Annotated in this window: 7 protein-coding genes; all 7 read right to left on the bottom strand. The window is 59.8% G+C overall.

What is annotated here, in order from left to right; all coding sequences use genetic code 11:
* Window positions 1-24: 24 nt before the first annotated feature.
* The 7 genes from GD429_RS38055 to GD429_RS38020 all read right to left on the bottom strand — a co-directional run bounded on the left by GD429_RS38055 (window position 25) and on the right by GD429_RS38020 (window position 16751).
* Window positions 25-420: a hypothetical protein gene (locus GD429_RS38055; RefSeq protein WP_227792112.1), complete on the bottom strand. Its 396-nt coding sequence runs from the start codon at window positions 418-420 to the stop codon at window positions 25-27.
* A gap of 91 nt (window positions 421-511) precedes the next feature.
* Window positions 512-2098 (bottom strand): hypothetical protein, encoded by a 1587-nt coding sequence (locus tag GD429_RS41510; protein WP_227792110.1) that lies wholly within the window; start codon window positions 2096-2098, stop codon window positions 512-514.
* 145 nt (window positions 2099-2243) lie between these two features.
* Window positions 2244-2570: a hypothetical protein gene (locus GD429_RS38045; protein ID WP_227792109.1), complete on the bottom strand. Its 327-nt coding sequence runs from the start codon at window positions 2568-2570 to the stop codon at window positions 2244-2246.
* Window positions 2571-3225: 655 nt separating this feature from the next.
* Window positions 3226-3807, bottom strand: a complete 582-nt coding sequence (locus tag GD429_RS38040; protein ID WP_152865101.1) for a hypothetical protein — start codon at window positions 3805-3807, stop codon at window positions 3226-3228.
* Window positions 3808-4211: 404 nt separating this feature from the next.
* Window positions 4212-5969 carry a ShlB/FhaC/HecB family hemolysin secretion/activation protein gene (locus GD429_RS38030; protein WP_193727320.1) on the bottom strand — a complete coding sequence of 586 codons (1758 nt, stop codon included), beginning with the start codon at window positions 5967-5969 and terminating at the stop codon, window positions 4212-4214.
* A 35-nt stretch (window positions 5970-6004) separates the two neighbouring features.
* A complete protein-coding gene (locus GD429_RS38025) occupies window positions 6005-6466 on the bottom strand; it encodes a hypothetical protein (RefSeq protein ID WP_152865097.1) in 462 nt (153 codons plus the stop codon).
* Window positions 6456-16751 (bottom strand): hemagglutinin repeat-containing protein, encoded by a 10296-nt coding sequence (locus GD429_RS38020; RefSeq protein ID WP_227792107.1) that lies wholly within the window; start codon window positions 16749-16751, stop codon window positions 6456-6458. Before GD429_RS38020 ends, GD429_RS38025 begins: the two co-directional genes overlap by 11 nt.
* Window positions 16752-16941: the final 190 nt, after the last annotated feature.

Raw genomic sequence — 16941 nt, 5'->3', positions numbered from 1 at the left:
GTGCGGGCAGCGTTCGACTGGAAATCAGCAATGAACCAGTTTGCTATCCTGTTCGGTGAACGATTCACCCAGGCGCGTGGATAACGCGTTGTTCAACCGCCTCGCCCACAAAAATGCGGACAGGTTCTCGTGCACTGTTAGAAGACGCTCGATCACAACTTGTTCGTGATCGACCAACAGCCACTCCTCACCTGCCTCGGCACGTTCAACGCATGCATCTAGCGCGGCTTCTGCCAGCCGATACAGGTCGAGGTTCGCTCCGTATGCGGTTTCATCCCGCAGATAGAATGCGAGATACACGATCCGCAGCAGATTGATAATCTGCTCCGAATCCCCCCGTCCAGCACGAACCGTCGCGAACGCCAAATGATTCTCCAGCGACAGTGCCCGCACCTTCTGCGTCGACAGCGGCAGCAGCATCTCTTTCGTCAGCCCTGCACGACCTCCCCGCCCCATAGCACTTCTTCCCACTCGCACACCCTCTCCAGTTACCAAGTCCCGGCCTGCTCGGTCAGCCCTTGCCCTCGAAATCCCATTTCAACCGCTTTTTCGGGTCCTTCGTCATTTCCAGAAACGCGCAATTGGGGCACCAGCGCCCCTTGTTCTTCACGTTGGCCGCTGACGACTGCCAGACATGCCCTCGATGGCACTGCCAAGTCAGCTTCACATGCGCGCCGTGGTATTCCGCTGACAGGCACAATCCACCGCGTTCCCTCGCGACAGCCTGCATGGTCTCAAGCGTAAGGCGTCGCGCGATACCCGCACATTGCGGGCACCAATGCCCATGCACCACCATTTGCCCGGACGCCCTCCACCGATGGCCTTTCGAACACTCGAACGGGTAACGATCGCAACTACGCGTGTACTCTGCAGCCAGGCACTGGCCACCGTGCTGCCGAGCAATAACCTGCAATCTCTCAAGCCCGTCTGCCAGAGTATTGCATTGCGCGGATTTCACTCGCCCGCATTCCGGACACCATTTGCCTCTGCGGATCAGTTCGCCTGTCGTCTCCCACTCGTGCCCGTCGGCGCACCGTAGCCGGTAACGTTCAGATAGCCCCCTGAACGGCCCATTGAGAAGCTCTCCACTCCGGCTAGCGATAGCATTCAGCCAACGCGCTTCAATCTCGTCTGCTTCGCACGCCTCGCAACGAGCTTGCTCGCCTCGGTACAGTAGCGCCATGGCATTACGAGCAAATCGATGGCCTTTCTCGCATTCGAATTCATACCGCTCGTTGTAGCCGGCCCACGTGCCAGAGAGACATCGCCAGCCCAGTGCCGTAACCGTGGCATGCAATCGCTCAAACGCTATCGCACCCGCTTCATCGAATCGACATGCCGTACACCATGTCCCGCCCAATATCGAACCGGCAAAGCTTTGCCACTCATGGCCGGCAGCGCACCGAAACCGGTATCGTGACATCAGGCCCGTATAGTTTTCGCTCAGACAAACGCCGCCTCTTGACGCCGCTGCCGATTGCAATCGCTGGAGGCCGTCGGACCTACGCTGTTGTTCGGCATTGTCCTTTCTCGCGCACGCTGGACACCAATGACCGTCTAAAATGAACCCACCTTTGGTCTGCCAGCGGTGGCCACGCGAACATTCCAGTTCGTAGCGTGCCGCCCTGCCGACATATTCAGTCGCGAAACAACGACCTCCTTTGCTTTGCGCCGCTGCCTGCAGACGGGCAAGCCCCTCCTGATCCAACAGGCGCGCCGAGTTGGCTTCGGCCACGCAACGCCGGCACCAGTGCCCGGCGACGATATACTGGCCCAGTGCATCCCATTCGTGTCCCTGCGCACAACGCAGCCGGTAGCGCCTCGCTATGGTCGTGAATTCGTCCCCTACAAGCTCCCCTCCGCGCTGCCGTACCATTTCCATCCATCGCTCGCGCAGAGCTTCCCGCTTACATTCGGGACACGCGGTCGCATTTTTATACAGGATGGATGTTGCAAGCCGCTCGAACTCATGTCCATTCGAACACCGGAAAAGGTAGTTCGCCTGTGCCCCAGCCCATGCCGTCGTCAGAAGCGTGAGCCCTGCCGCCTTCGCAACCTCTACCGTATGTTTAAACGCCTCTTCAGCTGTACGCGCCATGATCAATGGAGCCTTATGCTCAAGCTGTTGTGGAAATTCATAGAATCAGCGCACTGACGGCATCGATACCGATCGCCGACGTTTCGACACGCGAGCCCTCGATGGGAGTCTGATAATGCGTGACAACCACACGCTGAAACTGCTGTCATGCATCCGCGAATCGATACGCAGGAACAGCCGCGAGCTGAGCATCGTACAAGAGCAAGATGCGCTCGACGGCCGCAAAATCCTCGTCCTTCAAAACCCATTGCTCGCCGTCCAGTGCTCTGGTCACGCAGTCCTCCACGATAGCCTCAGCGACGCGAAATTGCTCGATGTCGGAACCTGCTGCTGTCACGTCACGCAAGAAATAGGACAGATAGACGATCTGCGCGAGTCGTCCGATTTGAACAACATCGCCTTGGCCGCTGCGCAGAACGGACAATGCGACATGACCTTCAAGCGACAGCGTTCGAATTGTATCGTTCGACATCGGCAAAAGCTGCTCCTTGGCGAGCGGCTTACGCTTCGTTCGACGGGGGAGTTTCGAGCCATATCAGTCAGCCAAGCAACATTTGAGCATTCGGTACAGCAACATCAACGGGGGGCAGTTTCATTATTTTGAAGAAGCGACTTAGTAACCACCGCCGCGGTGGTCTGTCTCGCGGTACCCTCCATCACACCATCGACTCGGTAACCGCCTTTCTGCGATGACTTTCTCCAACGTCTTCTCTTCTCATCTTCTGCCGAACGGCCATCGGCTTATGAGGCCGCGTCGAGGCTGGCCGAGATTTCCGCTGCTCATGAGCGCCACGGTCGTCGCGAGCAAAAGCCGCGATCGGATCTGAAGGTAGTTGATGCGAACTACGTGCAGGGGGCCGTGAAGACGATACTTGCGGCTTCGATCGTGTTACAGGTCCCGTTTTAGCTCGCGCACTCTTGTGCCCCACCTCCAAACTCTTCAATTCGCCTGGACTCACCCAGGTTTCGCGATACTCAGCGAATGCCACCGTGGTCGACATCACCAACAGACTTCCGATTACTACGTTGCGCATCAACGGAATCCATATCTGAAAGAGGGACGCAGACTCGACAACTGCCGCGTCCGGAGCACCTAAACGAGGCACATCAAAATAGAAATCGAGGCGTTACTTCGTGAGACGCACCACGTAGTAGCCAGCGACCTGTGCGTTTGCCGACAGGCTGTAGTTCGGCGCAACCGAGACCGATGCACCCTGGAGCACCGACTGGTAAGTTACGGTGCCGCCCGACACGTTCGCGAATTCGATAACCGGTGGGTTTTGGGTGGGTTTGACATTCGTCGTAAAGTTCAGAGCCAACGTCGAGGATGCCATTGAGCGGAGATCGCCTGAGGACTTCACCTCGTAGATGTAGTCTGCCGTCACTCCAGTGGGCGTCGGATTCGGCTTCCCAAGGCACACCGTGAAATCACCGGTAATGCCCTTAGACGGCGTCTTGATTGTCAGCGTCGCAATGCCGTCGTCGGTCGTCAGATTCATATTCACGTTCGCGACGACGCTGCTATTTGTGAGCGTCAGCTTTTTGTAGTCAGCCGGGCAGGAAAACACGGCGTCCGTATTCGACGCGGTTTGCGAGGTCGAACCCGTCGAACTCCCCGACGTCGCGCCACCGCCGCTTCCATCACCGCCTCCACATGCCGCCAGCAGAACCGCCGAGCCCATTAGACCAACCAGTACCAGCTTCTTCATTTTTCTCTCTCAATTGTTAAAGATAACTAACAAAACAAACAACACCCCACCTGTATGACTTGACCCAAGCCACCCGGTGTAGTTTCTGCATAAAAAGGAGCGGAGACACTGCTTGCCGCGCAAAGCATCTAGACCCAGAGGGGAGTCCAGACGCAACCAATCAAACTCGAAACGTCAATCGAATACCAGTCGCCGCTTCCGCTTCACGATAATTCGCGGTTCGGCAACAGGTACGGGCGTCCGCTCGAGTGTGGGCAGCTCGACGTATGTCTTTCGCGCCTTCTCCATTGCGCGACGCTTGCCGTTCAACCACGGGTGACGTGACGGAAGCCAGACCGGTTGCGTGTCGTTCGATACGTTCAATTCATCCACTTGGCTGTATTCCACTACAAGAGACTCCCCGCTCAAAACTGCGAAGTCAGCTGGAATCCAACGGTGACGCGCGCAGTTGGAAAGCCGGACGGCTTATAGACAGGCGTGCCTGCAAACAGGTCATACGCGTAGGCACCGAAGCGCGTCCCGATGCTTCCCTTCACGCCGATGACAGCGCCGGCCAACTGCGTACCGACGAGCGCAATCGGCTGAGGCCCCCACACGCGCCCGTAATCCAGCCCTGCATACACCGCTTGCCCCGTCTGGCCAATCTGCATTTGCAACTCGTTACGCCAGTAGAACCCGCGCGACGCCGCCAGCATCGTTTCTCCGTCGAAGCCGCGCACGGTGTATCGGCTGCCGATCGTCAGGTCATCGAGGTAGTAGAGCGTGTTTCCGGTGTACTGGCCGTGGAACGTTCCAACGTAGCGGAACGGTTGTTTGCCGATTGCAAACGGCACCGAGAGGTTCGCGTCGAGCACGGCCATCTTGAAGCGATAGGTCGGGCCGCTCGCCGCCAGTGTGTCGTCCTGCGCGCCGAATCCGCCGACACCTTGGCGATACGCGAGCGAGCCGTCGAATTGCGCGCCGTCGAAATAGTGCCGGTCGGTCAGACCGAGTTCGATGATCGTGTTGTTACGGCGCTGCTGCGAAATCTCAGTGTCCTCGATAAAGCTCATGCCGAAACGGCGGGACAGCCGGAAGTACCCTCCGAGCACGTCGTTCTGGCTGCGCGCCAGCACCCGAGCCAGTTTGAGATCGACTGTCTTCGAGTTGCCGCTCGCGATGAATGTCTGGTTCACACCCGCAATCTGCTGATAGTAGGTGTTCGTGTATGCGGACAGCGTGGCAGTCCAGTAACCCCACGGAATCGAATAGAAGCCGTTCCAGCCGTGCGAGCCGAGGCGCTTGTCGCCGAATTCGAGGTCCTGGCTGACGCCAACGTTGAGCATGTCGTTCAGGCCAAGCGGGTTGTCGATGCCGACCGACAGGTTGCCTTGCAGCTTGCCCGTAGCGCGCGTGCCGGAATTGTCGACCGACGCGACGACGGTCCACGGCTTGCTGCGCTTCACATCGAGCACGACATCGCTTTCACCGGGCAGCTCGCCGGGAACAATCTGCATCGAGACATCCTGGCTCGTCACGCGCTTCATCTGCTCAAGGCCTTGTTCGAGGTCGCGCAGATTCAATACTTCCCCATCGCCGGTCGGGAATGCAGTTTTCCATGTGCCGCGCAGCTTTTCATCTGAGAAACGGATGCGCCGGATCGTGCCGGGAATCAGCGACAGTTTCAGCGTACCGGTCGACAGGTCTTGTTCGGGGACGAGCACGCGCGTGGTGACGTAGCCGCGCGCCAGAATTGCCTGAGACAGCCCCTTGACCAGCACGTCAACGCCTTGCTTGCCGACGCATTGCCCGGCGTAGTGGTTCAGCCAGTCGCGCGCAAACGCGAAGCGATCCATCGGCAGCGCCGACGCACCTTGTGTCTTCACTGCGTCGGGCAACGACGCCGGCACGTCGAGCGTGAAGCGATCGATACGAAAGCACGGCGTCTCCGTCGGCAGCGCCGGATACGCTTCGACCTTCGGCACGTCAGAACGCACGGACGGAGCACGCACGGTCGCGTCGCGCTGCTGCGCGTCCCGTTGCAGCTGTGCTTGCCGATCCTGTTCCGCGTTCGCACGAGCAGCGGCGGCTTGGTCAGCAGGTGTCGGAGCCTGTTGCGCCGATGCTGCCATTGGTATAAGCCATGCGGCCGACAGCAGCACGATCGGGGTGCGGATTTTCATTGCCTTGTATATTTTAATTTATTTAAACACCAAAATCACTTGCACGACTTAATCGTATTGCCATTATATTCCATAGAAACATAATAAACGATCACTGACCTTCCATGAGAATTGTCAACATCAGAATTTAAGCCAATTTTCGCAAGCATTCCGTTTTTACAGAGGGACACATTTGCAACATCCGATGCTAGATCTCGCCACCCGAGACCTGATAACGATCGACGGTAGGAATTAGCCAATTCCGGACTCCATGAATTCGCATCAATATTTACGTAGAGCACTGCCCCACCATACTTCGCATTCGAATATTGAGAATCTACGATGCCACCAGATGTCAACACAACTTTCATGTCTCGCATCATTTCGCCCAACCGCTCCGAAGACTCCTGGTGCGTCGGATTCTTCAATCCAAAAAACAGCAAAGAAATGAAGCAAATTACCACCCACATCCCGAGCGCAATTGATTTCCAATTCCTATATATTTTATTACTTTCCATTACCGATTCCCGGAATAGTAAAGAAGGGAACACTATAGCTCCAACTGCCGTTTCCGCCTGGATTGGGCGCCCTCGTCACGCCACCAACCCCGACACCGACTTCGACTGCAGTTTGACCACCAATGGAGTGGTTTAATCCGCCACAAACACCGTACAGGCAGCCGGTAGCGCCCACCGCCGGACCCGCAAGAAGGTTATCTGTCGCCGTTGCCTTTTGAGCATCCGTTTGCCCAACATTGTCGGGAATGATGCCAAAAACGACACCCGCACCCGCCTCGCGAGACGCCGAGATCGAGCCTCCGGCATACACGTTCCCATTATGTAGGTTGATGGTGAGACTCCCCCCGGGTCCGGCCCCCCCCTGAAAAGTCATATAGTCAAATGATCCTGAGCGCTTCGCCGCCATGGCGGCCTGCCAGGCCTTCTGGTCCGCTTGAGCATCCCCAGAACTATATTGGAACAAACCGCCAGTTGATTGCTGGACCATGCCGCCATATGGTGCAGCGGAAAACGAACTGCCAGTGTAGGCAAGCAACTTCCCCTGTTCTGTAGAGTAGTTCGCGCCTTCCTGTTCCAGTGCCGAATACTTTGCATAGTCAGCCGTTCCCGACACATATTGCGCCGAGCAATGAACGAGCGCGCAGCCAGCTGCCTCCAAACGATGTTCTTCATTTGGATCGCCGTTCGCGAGAATATGGATCACCTTCTGTTCGTCCGGATGCAGTTGCCTATTGTAGAGGTCTGCGTTCAACGCACTACCCGCACCACTGACCGCTCCCGACGAACCACCCAACACCCCGCCTGCGAACGCACCGGCCAGCCCCGCTGCCGTGTTCGACAATACAGTGCCCCCGAGCGTATCGCTTAGTGCATGATTCGCGGCATTGCCCGCCACGTCACCCGCTATCGTGCCACCGATCGCTCCTGCCACATTGCCGCCGCCCATTGCTGCACCGATTCCGGCAACACCTACATGCGAAGCGATGCGCGCGGCTCCATCTGGTCCCCACATCGCCACCTGTGCCTTCGCGGCAGTCAAATCTGCCTGAGCTTGCTGAGCCGCTGCGTCATCGCCAATCGCATTTGCTTGATCCAATCGTTGCTGGGCATCGCGTGCGTTCGCCTTCGCGCGGTTTTGAAGCGCATCCGCCACGTCCCCGACCACCTGCATGCCGACTTGGCCGACCGACTGCTGAACCGCGATGTCGTTCTGCACGTTTTGCGCATCGAACGTGTTCTGGACCGCACCGTTCGCATTCGCCGTGTCGCGGCTCAAGCCCGCCGTGCTGTCATGTCCGGTACCTGCGTCACCGCGGACCGTGATCTTGCCCGGGCTGACGGCCGCGTAGGTCGTGCCCGACGCGTCGCTGCTGGTGCCCGCCGCCGAGAACCCGCTCGGCCCCAAGCCTTGCGAATTCAGCGGTCCCGTTGTATTGGTAGCCCCCTGCTTGACAGGCGTATTGAGATTCACGCCGCCCGGCGTGCTGTTCCCGAATCCACCGCTCGCGCTGACGCCCACTGTATCGCCCGAGTAAGACGCGTGGTTCTCCAGATTCGAATAGCCAAGCGTCTGCGTCGACAAGCTGTTCTTGTCCGGCGTCGCCGTGCTGGCGATCACGCCACCGACGAGCTGCGTATGGTTCCCAACGTTCACGTTATACCCGCCGGTACCCGCATAGATGCCGCTCTGCTGGTTCACCGACTGGTAGTTCGCGTTAATGTTCTGCTGACTCGCGCTGGCGCTGCCGCTCACCGTCTGGCCATAGCAGAACGGCGGCACGCAAATGCTTGCCTGGAACCCGGCGCTCGATTGCTTGCTGTCGTAGGTGCTGGTGTCCTGCTGGCTCTGAACGTTCAGGTCGCGCCCGACACTCGCGTTGACCGTATTGCCCGACACCTCGGCCCCACGCAAGTTCGTATCGCGTCCGCTCGTAATCGACAGCGTATCGCTCGCGGTAATCTGCGTATCGCGATTCGTGACGCTATTACCGTTCGCATTGCCGTGCGCCGTGCTTGCACCCAGTTCAAGCGTAAAGCCATTCTGCTGTCCACCGAGAGCAGCACCCACGCCGATACTGCCGCCGCTGCTGCTATTGCTGCTCGACTGCTGGCTCGTATCCTTCGCGCTGGTCAGATTGATGTCGCGTGCCGCGTTCAACTCCACGTTCTGCGCTGTAATCTGCGTCCCGCTGGCGTTGATGTCACCGTCGGTCGCAAAGCCGTTCGCATCCTTCGCGCCGCTCCCCTTTGCAATCAGCGTCGCCTTACCGCCAGCGTGCAGGGTGCTTCCGTCGTTGGCGACCGAACTGGACTGGGCTTCGCTATGGCTCGTGCCCCCACCAATGCTGACCGTCGCCTTTATCAGCGCCTGATTCGTCGGTTGGCCATTGCTCAAGGCGCTCCCGACTTGATACGCGTTGTATGCTGCAAGTCCGGCCTGCGCCTTGTCCAAGGCCGCCAGTCGGGAATCGCCCCCGCGCGCCGGCTGCGCAAATGCCTGATTCGCCTGTGCGATTGCGTTGCCGACCGCACCGCCGAGCGCCACGCTCACGCCAAATTGGCTGGAATCCTGGCTCATACGGCTCTGCGTCGCGTCCGTTCCCGGATCGAGATTCAAATTCTTGCCAATCAGCGTCAAATCTTTGCCCGCGCTCAGGTCCGAACCGGCGACCGTGATGTCCTGCTTTGCATCAAGCGTCACGTTACCGTTGCCACTCACGATCTGGCTGCGCATCGTGCTCTGCGTCTGCGAGGCCGTGTCCTGCACGCTATGGCTGTTCGCAACGCCGACCGAAAAGCCCGTCGCCGTGCCATTGCTCCCCAGGCTGCCGACCTGATGGCTACTCGATTCCTGATGGCTCGTACTTGTATCGAGGCCCGCCAGCACATTGATTGCGCCCTGCTGCGCAACCAAATCGACGCCTTGCGTGCCACTAATGCCCGAACCGACGACGTTAATATCGCCCGTCTTGCTCTTGACGATCACACTGTTACCCGTGACCGACGACGCGGTTTGCTGCGTCATCGTCTGGCTGCCGTCCGAATTGCTCCGGCTCGCGTTGTACGGCGACGGGCTATTGCCACCTGTGTTGGCACCGCCGCCGATCCATCGCGCCAGATCGCCCGGGCTCGGTGTCGCAAACTGAACGCCCCACGATGAACTGGACGATTGTGTCGACTGCTGCAACTGGTCGGTCGATGCCTGCAACGTCACATTGCGATTTGCATCCAGGGTCGCCGTGCCACCTGCGCTGATCGCCGAACCAATCACTGCTATATCGCCATCCACGACGTTGCCGTTCGCATCTTTCTGCGCGCCGCCGATCGCTTTCACCGTCACGTTGCCGCCGCCTCGAACCGAGCTTCCCGAGTTAGTTAGGCTCGACATATCGGTCGTGCTACTGCTACGGCTCTGACCATACGACACCGAAATTCCCGGCACGTCCGCTGCACTTGCCCCAATCTCATTCAGCACGGATTGACCACGCTGGAAGCCGTTGCCTGACGACGCATCCGCTTTCAGGTTACGCACCGTATCGAACGGCGTACCGGTCACAGCCACCGTCAGGCCGCTCGAATGGGCCTCTCTTTGGTCATGCGATTGCGCCACGTCCTGACCCGGATCGATCGTGACATTTTGGCCCGTAATGCTGATGTTTCCGGTCGCGCCGGCCGTGTCGCCCGTCGCCTTGCCGGCTACGATATCGCTACCGCTGATATGAACATCCTTCCCGCCCGACACGGTCACGTTGCCTTCAATGCTACCTACCGAACTGCGTGACTGGCTTTGCGTCATCGAAGTAGCGTTATATCGATCGCTCTGTTCGCTCGATCCGATCGTGATGCCAAGACCACCCGATCCGGACAGCCCCGAGTGCTTTTCCTGGTGATACTCGTTGTCCTGATACGTATTGGTCGCCGCCGTGATGTTGACGTTGTCTTTGGCCGAAAGTGCCACATCGTGCGTCCCGACGATGGCGCTGCCGGTGACGTTGATATCTTTCCCGCTCACAACCGTCACGCCGTCAGCCGAGATCGTGCTGCCATTAGCGTACGTGGCCGTCTGATCAACCCGATTTGTCGCGCTCGTATGACTGGCAACACCGCCATGGTCGTGCGATTCGTCCATGTTCGACACGTGCGTTTCGGTTGCCGAACCGACATTCACGTTGCCGACTGCCATCAGGCCGACGTTGCCCTGGTCAAGCGTAATCGTGCTTCCGGTGACGTTGATATCCTTGCCGGACACGATGTTCAACGTATTGCCACTATTCAATGTCGTACCGACTACGGTCTGGTCGGACGTATGCAACGTTTCCCTATAGCTGCCGTGATGATCGCTACCCGAACTATTGCTATCGACCGTCGAAGTCGCGCTGGCCGCGCCGAGCGTAACATTACCCTTAGCTACAATCGCGCCGCCGCTACCTAGATTGATTTGTGCGCCACTAGCAGTCAGGTCGCCCTTCACGCCAATCATTGAAGCACCGCCGACGTTCACGACACTTCCGACTACGCCGTTAATGTCGGTGTTCGACACGCCGTTCGCGCGCTGGACAATCTTGTGCTCGCCGACTTGCTGGGTACCCAGGTCGTAGTTCCCGCCGACGAGCATGCCAAGATTGCCACCAACCGTCAGCGCACCCGCATGCTGTTCGAGGTTGCCACCGGTCACGATCACCGCGTCGCCCTTGACGTCGAGTTGAGCAATCGGCCCGAGCGTCGACGTGACACTCGTTGCGCCGTCGCGGCTTACTCGCGTGTCGGTCTTCACCGCGGTATCGAGAATCAGGTCGCCACCCGCATTCAGGTTCAGGCTACCGGCCTTAACCTTAGCTGAAGTCAAATCGACACTGCCCATCGTCGTCAACGACATGAGCCCGCCGCTTTGCAGCGCACCGAACGCGTTATCGATCTGCTTGCCCTGAATCGCCAACGTATTGTCCGCCTTCACCGTGCCGCTGTTCGTGAAGTTCTGCGCGTCCTTCAAGTCGATGTCCGTCGCCGTAATCAGCGGACCGTTGATGTTCTGCTGATTGGCCTTCGCGAGATACACGACCGGCACCAGCACCGACTGCCCATCAACAACGCGCGTCTCCATCATGATCACGTTGCTCGTGAGCTGCGACACCTGCTCGGCCGACAGGCTCGCGCCGATCGGCAGGTCAAGCTGCTTCTCCAGTGCCGCCCCTGCCGCCATCAGCGATTGGTACATCCCTTGGAGATCCGTATACGGACCGAGCACCGCACGGCCGGTCAGCGCCGTGACCTGATTACGAACCAGTTGCTGCTCGTAAAAGCCGTCACCCAGCCTCTTCGGAATGTGGGTAAGGTCGACACCGATCTGACCGAAGAAGTAGTCGCTCGAAATGAAACTCTTCTGGTTCGTGAACGCCGGGTTCGTCTCGATCACGTAGCTCGCGTTCGGCGACGGGTTCGGTTTGAACAAGCCGCCCTGCGGAATGGTCAGGTTGTCCAGCACGTTCGACGCAGTCGCGCTCGCGATGACCGGATCGACTGTGGTCACACCACCATGCACCGCCGACGCACCCGACTTCGTGCCGCTCGCGCTACCGCTCAGTCCACCGATCGTCAGACCGGGTACGGCTTGCCCGGGCAGCAGGCCCAGCGACGGGATCGAGGCGTTGCCCGCGGTGTTGTTGATGCTCACGCCGGTTCCGGAAATCGTCCCGTTCGAACCCAACGTCGAATGGTAGTCCGGCAGCGAGTACTGCTTGACCGACGCCGGCGCAGCCTGCGTATAACCGCCCGGACGAGAGGTAACGAACGGCGCATTGCCGAACGGCAACTGCCAGTTGTATTCGCTGTTGTCGTAGTTGTTGTAGTGGTACTGCCCGGAGTACGACACGGTCACGCTCGGCGCCTGTTGTCCGGTGGCAGCCCACCCGTTGGCATCGTAGCTCTTCGGCATCTGGACATTGCCAACGGCCGTGATGCTGCTCCAGTAGTTTTGTAGGCTGGCGACCGTTGATGCATTGATACTACCGCCCGACACGATTTGAGCAGCCGGGCTGATGCTGGTCACGGTCGTCGCGGTCGCGCTATCCGCGTAGTAGGTCGTGTATTGATACGTACTGTTCCACTGACCGCCGTGGGGCGGATCGGTATACACGCCGCCGATGCTCGTCGGGTCCTTAACACCGACCTGCCCCGTTTGGCCCTTGATCGGTACGCCGAACTGCGCCAGCGTCGCCGGATCGACCGAGCCCGTCGAAGTCGTCATCACGCGACGCGTGTTCGTGATCTTGTCGGCATGCAATTCCATGCCGCCGCCGGACTGGATCAACGCCGACGAATTGTTGATCAGGGCCGCATTCGTGTAGTTGCCGCTGGCGTCCTTGCCACCGGCCAGTACAACCTTGCCCATACCGAAGATGGCCGTCGTCGCCATCGTGTCGGTCGCCGTCGTATCGTCGCGGTTCTCAATGTCATTCGCGAGAATTTCAAGCGTGCCGTTGCTGTCCGACGCGCCAATCAGCGCCGTCGGTCCGAGGTTCGATACCGTGCCCGTTGCATTGAGCGACACGCTACCGCCGACGATCGCACCAGTGTTGGTCAGATTGCCCGATTGCGTATGCAGCAACCCGCCTGCTGACAGTGCGCCCGAGTTGACGATATTGCCTGCATTGACGTTCAGGTTGTTGACCGATTGCACGTTGCCGCTATTGTTGAACGTGCCGGGCAACGTGAACGCAAGATCGTGACCGACGTTGAACTGATAGTCGGGCGTCACCGAGAAATCGCCCTGCAGGTTCACGTTGGCATCGTGGGCCGCGCTGTATGTGCCGCCGCCCTGCAGCGTCGGAGCCGTTACCGTCAGGTCATGCGTGGAGCTGATCTGCCCGTTCGTGTTCGTGACCGTGCCGGTCGTCGTCACGTCCACGTCGCCACTCGAATTCGCGACGTTGCCGATCTGCCCGCCACTGTTGTCCAGGGTCGTCCCTTGAACGTGGAGGCTCGCACCGCTCAGCTGGCCGCCCTGCGTGTTCGAAATCGATACTGCGCTGACCGTCACGTCGCCGTTGCCGGTGATCGCGCCCATGCCCGTGACGCCGCCCGCGTGACTGTTGGTGATCTGGCTGCCGCCCTGCACGGTCATCTTGCCGGCGCCGAGGTCAGCAATCGAGCCATCAGCATTGTTGATCGATGCCGACTGGATGCTGAGCGTGCTCGCATCGCCCGCCGCCGTCTGGCCGGCCTGAATGTGTCCGCCCTGGTTCACCAGCGCGCCGCCGTTCGTCAACGACAGGGATGCGCCCGCACGGACCAGCCCTTGCGCGTTGTTCACGTCGCCCGCGATCGTGCCGGTGATGCTGCCCTGTGCGGCGAGGATACCGCCCGCGTTGTCCCAAGTGCTCGCGTCAACCACCGCTTGGCCCTTGGTGACGATGGTGCCGCCTGCATTGTTCAGCGCGCTAGCGCCGTTGCCGGGCTTGACCGTCAGCGTGCCCGTGCCGGCATGCGTGATCGTGCCGCCCGCATTGTTCAGTTGGGCCGGAGCGAGCGTGAGGTCCGTGCTGTTCGTCTGAATCACGCCGCCCGCTGAGTTGTCCAGCGTGCCGCTCACATTGACACCCATCGCGGACGATCCAAACTGCGTGATCGTCCCGCCGTGGTTCGTCAAGTTCGGCGTGGTCAGTACCATCTGGTTCGCTTCGAGCGTACCGCCGCTGTTGTCGAGTGTCGAATCGGCGGTCACCGACAAGTTCGGCGCGACAATCGTTCCGCCCTGATTGGTCATCGAGCCGGTATGTATTACCGCATTCGTGCTCGCGCCGATCTGTCCGCCGTCATTCGTCAGCGTGCCGCTGGTGATGCCCAGGTCCGTATTGGACAGCAGCTTACCGTTGGTGTTGTTCAACACGCCGCCAACCGCAGCGGTCAACCCGGCCTGGGCATTGATCGAACCCGACGTGTTGTCCAGCGAACCGCTTTGTGCCGTGATACGTCCATTGCTGGCAATCTTGCCGCCGATGTTCGACACCGAGCCCGATCCATTGCCGAGCGTCAACGTACCGGTGCCGGCGTGCGTGATCGTACCGCCGTCGTTCACAAGTGCTGCGGGCGCGAGCGTCAGATCGGTGCTGTTGGTCTGCAGCGTGCCGCCGCTCGAGTTGTCGAGCGTACCCGCGACATTGACGGCCATCGTGCCGGTGCCGGTCTGCGTAATCGTGCCGCCGTGGTTCACCACGTTGGTTGCGGTCAACGAAACCTGATCCGCCTGCACGGTACCGGAACTGTTGTCGAGCGTGGTGCCTGTCAGTGCCGCTGTTTGGCCGACGATGCTGCCGCCGCTATTGGCGAGGTGCGTGCCGGCATCGACCGTCACGCCCTGGGCAGCTTGAAGCGCTCCGCCGCTGTTGTCGACCGATTGCCCGGACACGTGAAGATTCGTGTTCGACGTAATCGTCGCGTGGTTGGCGATATTGCCGCCTTGGACGGTCACATCGCCGTTGCCGCCGATCACGCCGCCTTGCGCGCCGTTCGCGGTCGTGCCCGCCACGTTAGTGAGCTGGCCGGTTGCCGTCAACACCATTCCATCGGTATTGAGCGATGTGATGCGGCCGGCCGTGTTGTCGATCGTCACGCCGTCGACAGTCGCATGGCCGGCGCTCTGGATCGTGCCCTGGTTGTTCGCGACGGTGCCGCCGCGCAGCGCCATCGTGCTTTCCGACACAAGCACACCGGCCTGGTTGGCGATCTGACCGGCGACCGTCACGGACAACGGTCCTTGCGACGACACTGTGCCGCCTTGGTTCGATACGTTGCCGCCCGTCAGCGTCGTACTACCACCGCTCGTCAGGTTGCCGTGGTCGTTGATGACCGTCCCTGCGGCGTTGGCCGTCACCGCGCCCTGGGCACTCGTCGTCGCATTCGTGAGATTCACGTCGCCGCCCGTCGCGTTCAGCGCCAGGTTGCCGTTCGCGGCCGTCGTACTGCCGGCGAGGTTCACGCCGTAACCGGTCGCCGACACGTTGCCGCCTGCGACGTTCTTGCCGGTCGCGTTCAGTTGGCCCGTCGTCGTGACTTGCAGGTCGCCGACTTGCGTGACGGTACCGTCGCTGTTCACGCCAGCGGCAAGCAGGCCCGTCGAATTCAGCGAACCCGCCGTCACGCCCACGTTGTGTTGCGCGGCGACTGTTCCGGTATTCGTCACATCGGCGCCGGTATTCAGCGATACCGATTGCTGGCCGTAGATCGTGCTGCTGTTCTCGATTCCACCCGCGGCCGATACCGCGACATTCCCGACCGAACTGATCTTGCCTGCCTGCACCAGCCGACCGTCCGTGGTCAACGTCAGGCCCATCGCGTCAGCTGCGATCGTGCCTGCGTTCCGGACCCCGACGCCCCCCTCGGTCCCGACCAAAAAAATTCGATTACTGTACATACCGCCCAATTGACCCACGTCAATTGCAACGGCCGGAGCCGGACCATCGCCCTGAATTCGGGTCGCCTGGAGCGTGTCGTGATTGACCTGATTCGCACCAGCGATCACGTTCAGATTCGATGCATAAATGGCTGCATTGGTCTGTACGGCTCTGGAAATAAGATCAACCTGATCCACATTCGTGGCATTCAGGCCCGCACCTTGCACCGTGATGAGGCCACGCGTAACGTTGAAGCCGGCTAGCGAGCCGTCCGCATTCAGGTTCGGCGTGCCAGTCGTCAGGATTGCACGCGAGGTGTTGATAAAGCCGCCACCGTCGACTACGAGGCCCGACGGATTCGAGATGATCATCTCGGCCCGTTGGCCCGCAATCTCGACAAAACCTTTCAGTTGCGAAGGATTGTTGCTGTTGACCTGGTTGATGATGATCTTCGCCGAACCGTTCGGGCTGAGGTTCTGGTTGCCGTTGATGTACCCCGCCTGCTGTGTGTTCGTCAGCGTGGGTGAGTTATTGACGATAACGCCTTGTTTGGGTACGTCGAACTGCGAATAGGTGTTCAGCGACACGCCCGCCCCAGAGGGCTTGGTGATGTTGACTTGCTGGAGACCGTTTTGCGTCTGGATGACTGACGGCGCATTCGCGCCCGCGCCCACGACCTGTGCATTGACCCACACCGGCGCAACCCCGGATACGATCAGCGCCGCGAACGCCGCGTGCCGCAGCGCGAATTGCGCCACCGCGCGACGCAACGTGCCGCTAGCCGCTCGAACGACCTCTCCCCCGCTCGCTTTCCGCGACGAACTGGCAGTCTCTTCGACTGCGATCAACATACCCCGGATGCGGCTGAATACCAGACGATATTGGTTCTTATTCATGGATGCGGCAGACGCTCTTGTCGAACGTCGAACGAGTGGATACGGAACGTTTCACGCAAGCGCAGAAACGCTCACCAGCTGAAACCAATGCTGCCGAGCTTTCTCGATTCTTCTTCACTCGTGTTAGCGGGCGGAATGATGGTCTCTCACGCCGTAAACTATCGAAATAGCTGCCGACACAGTGTCAGAG

It is taken from the genome of Burkholderia sp. BE17 (assembly GCF_009362305.1).
Lineage (GTDB): Bacteria > Pseudomonadota > Gammaproteobacteria > Burkholderiales > Burkholderiaceae > Burkholderia > Burkholderia pyrrocinia_C.
Note: the sequence above shows the minus strand (reverse complement) of the source record. Positions and strands in the feature narration are given on the sequence as shown.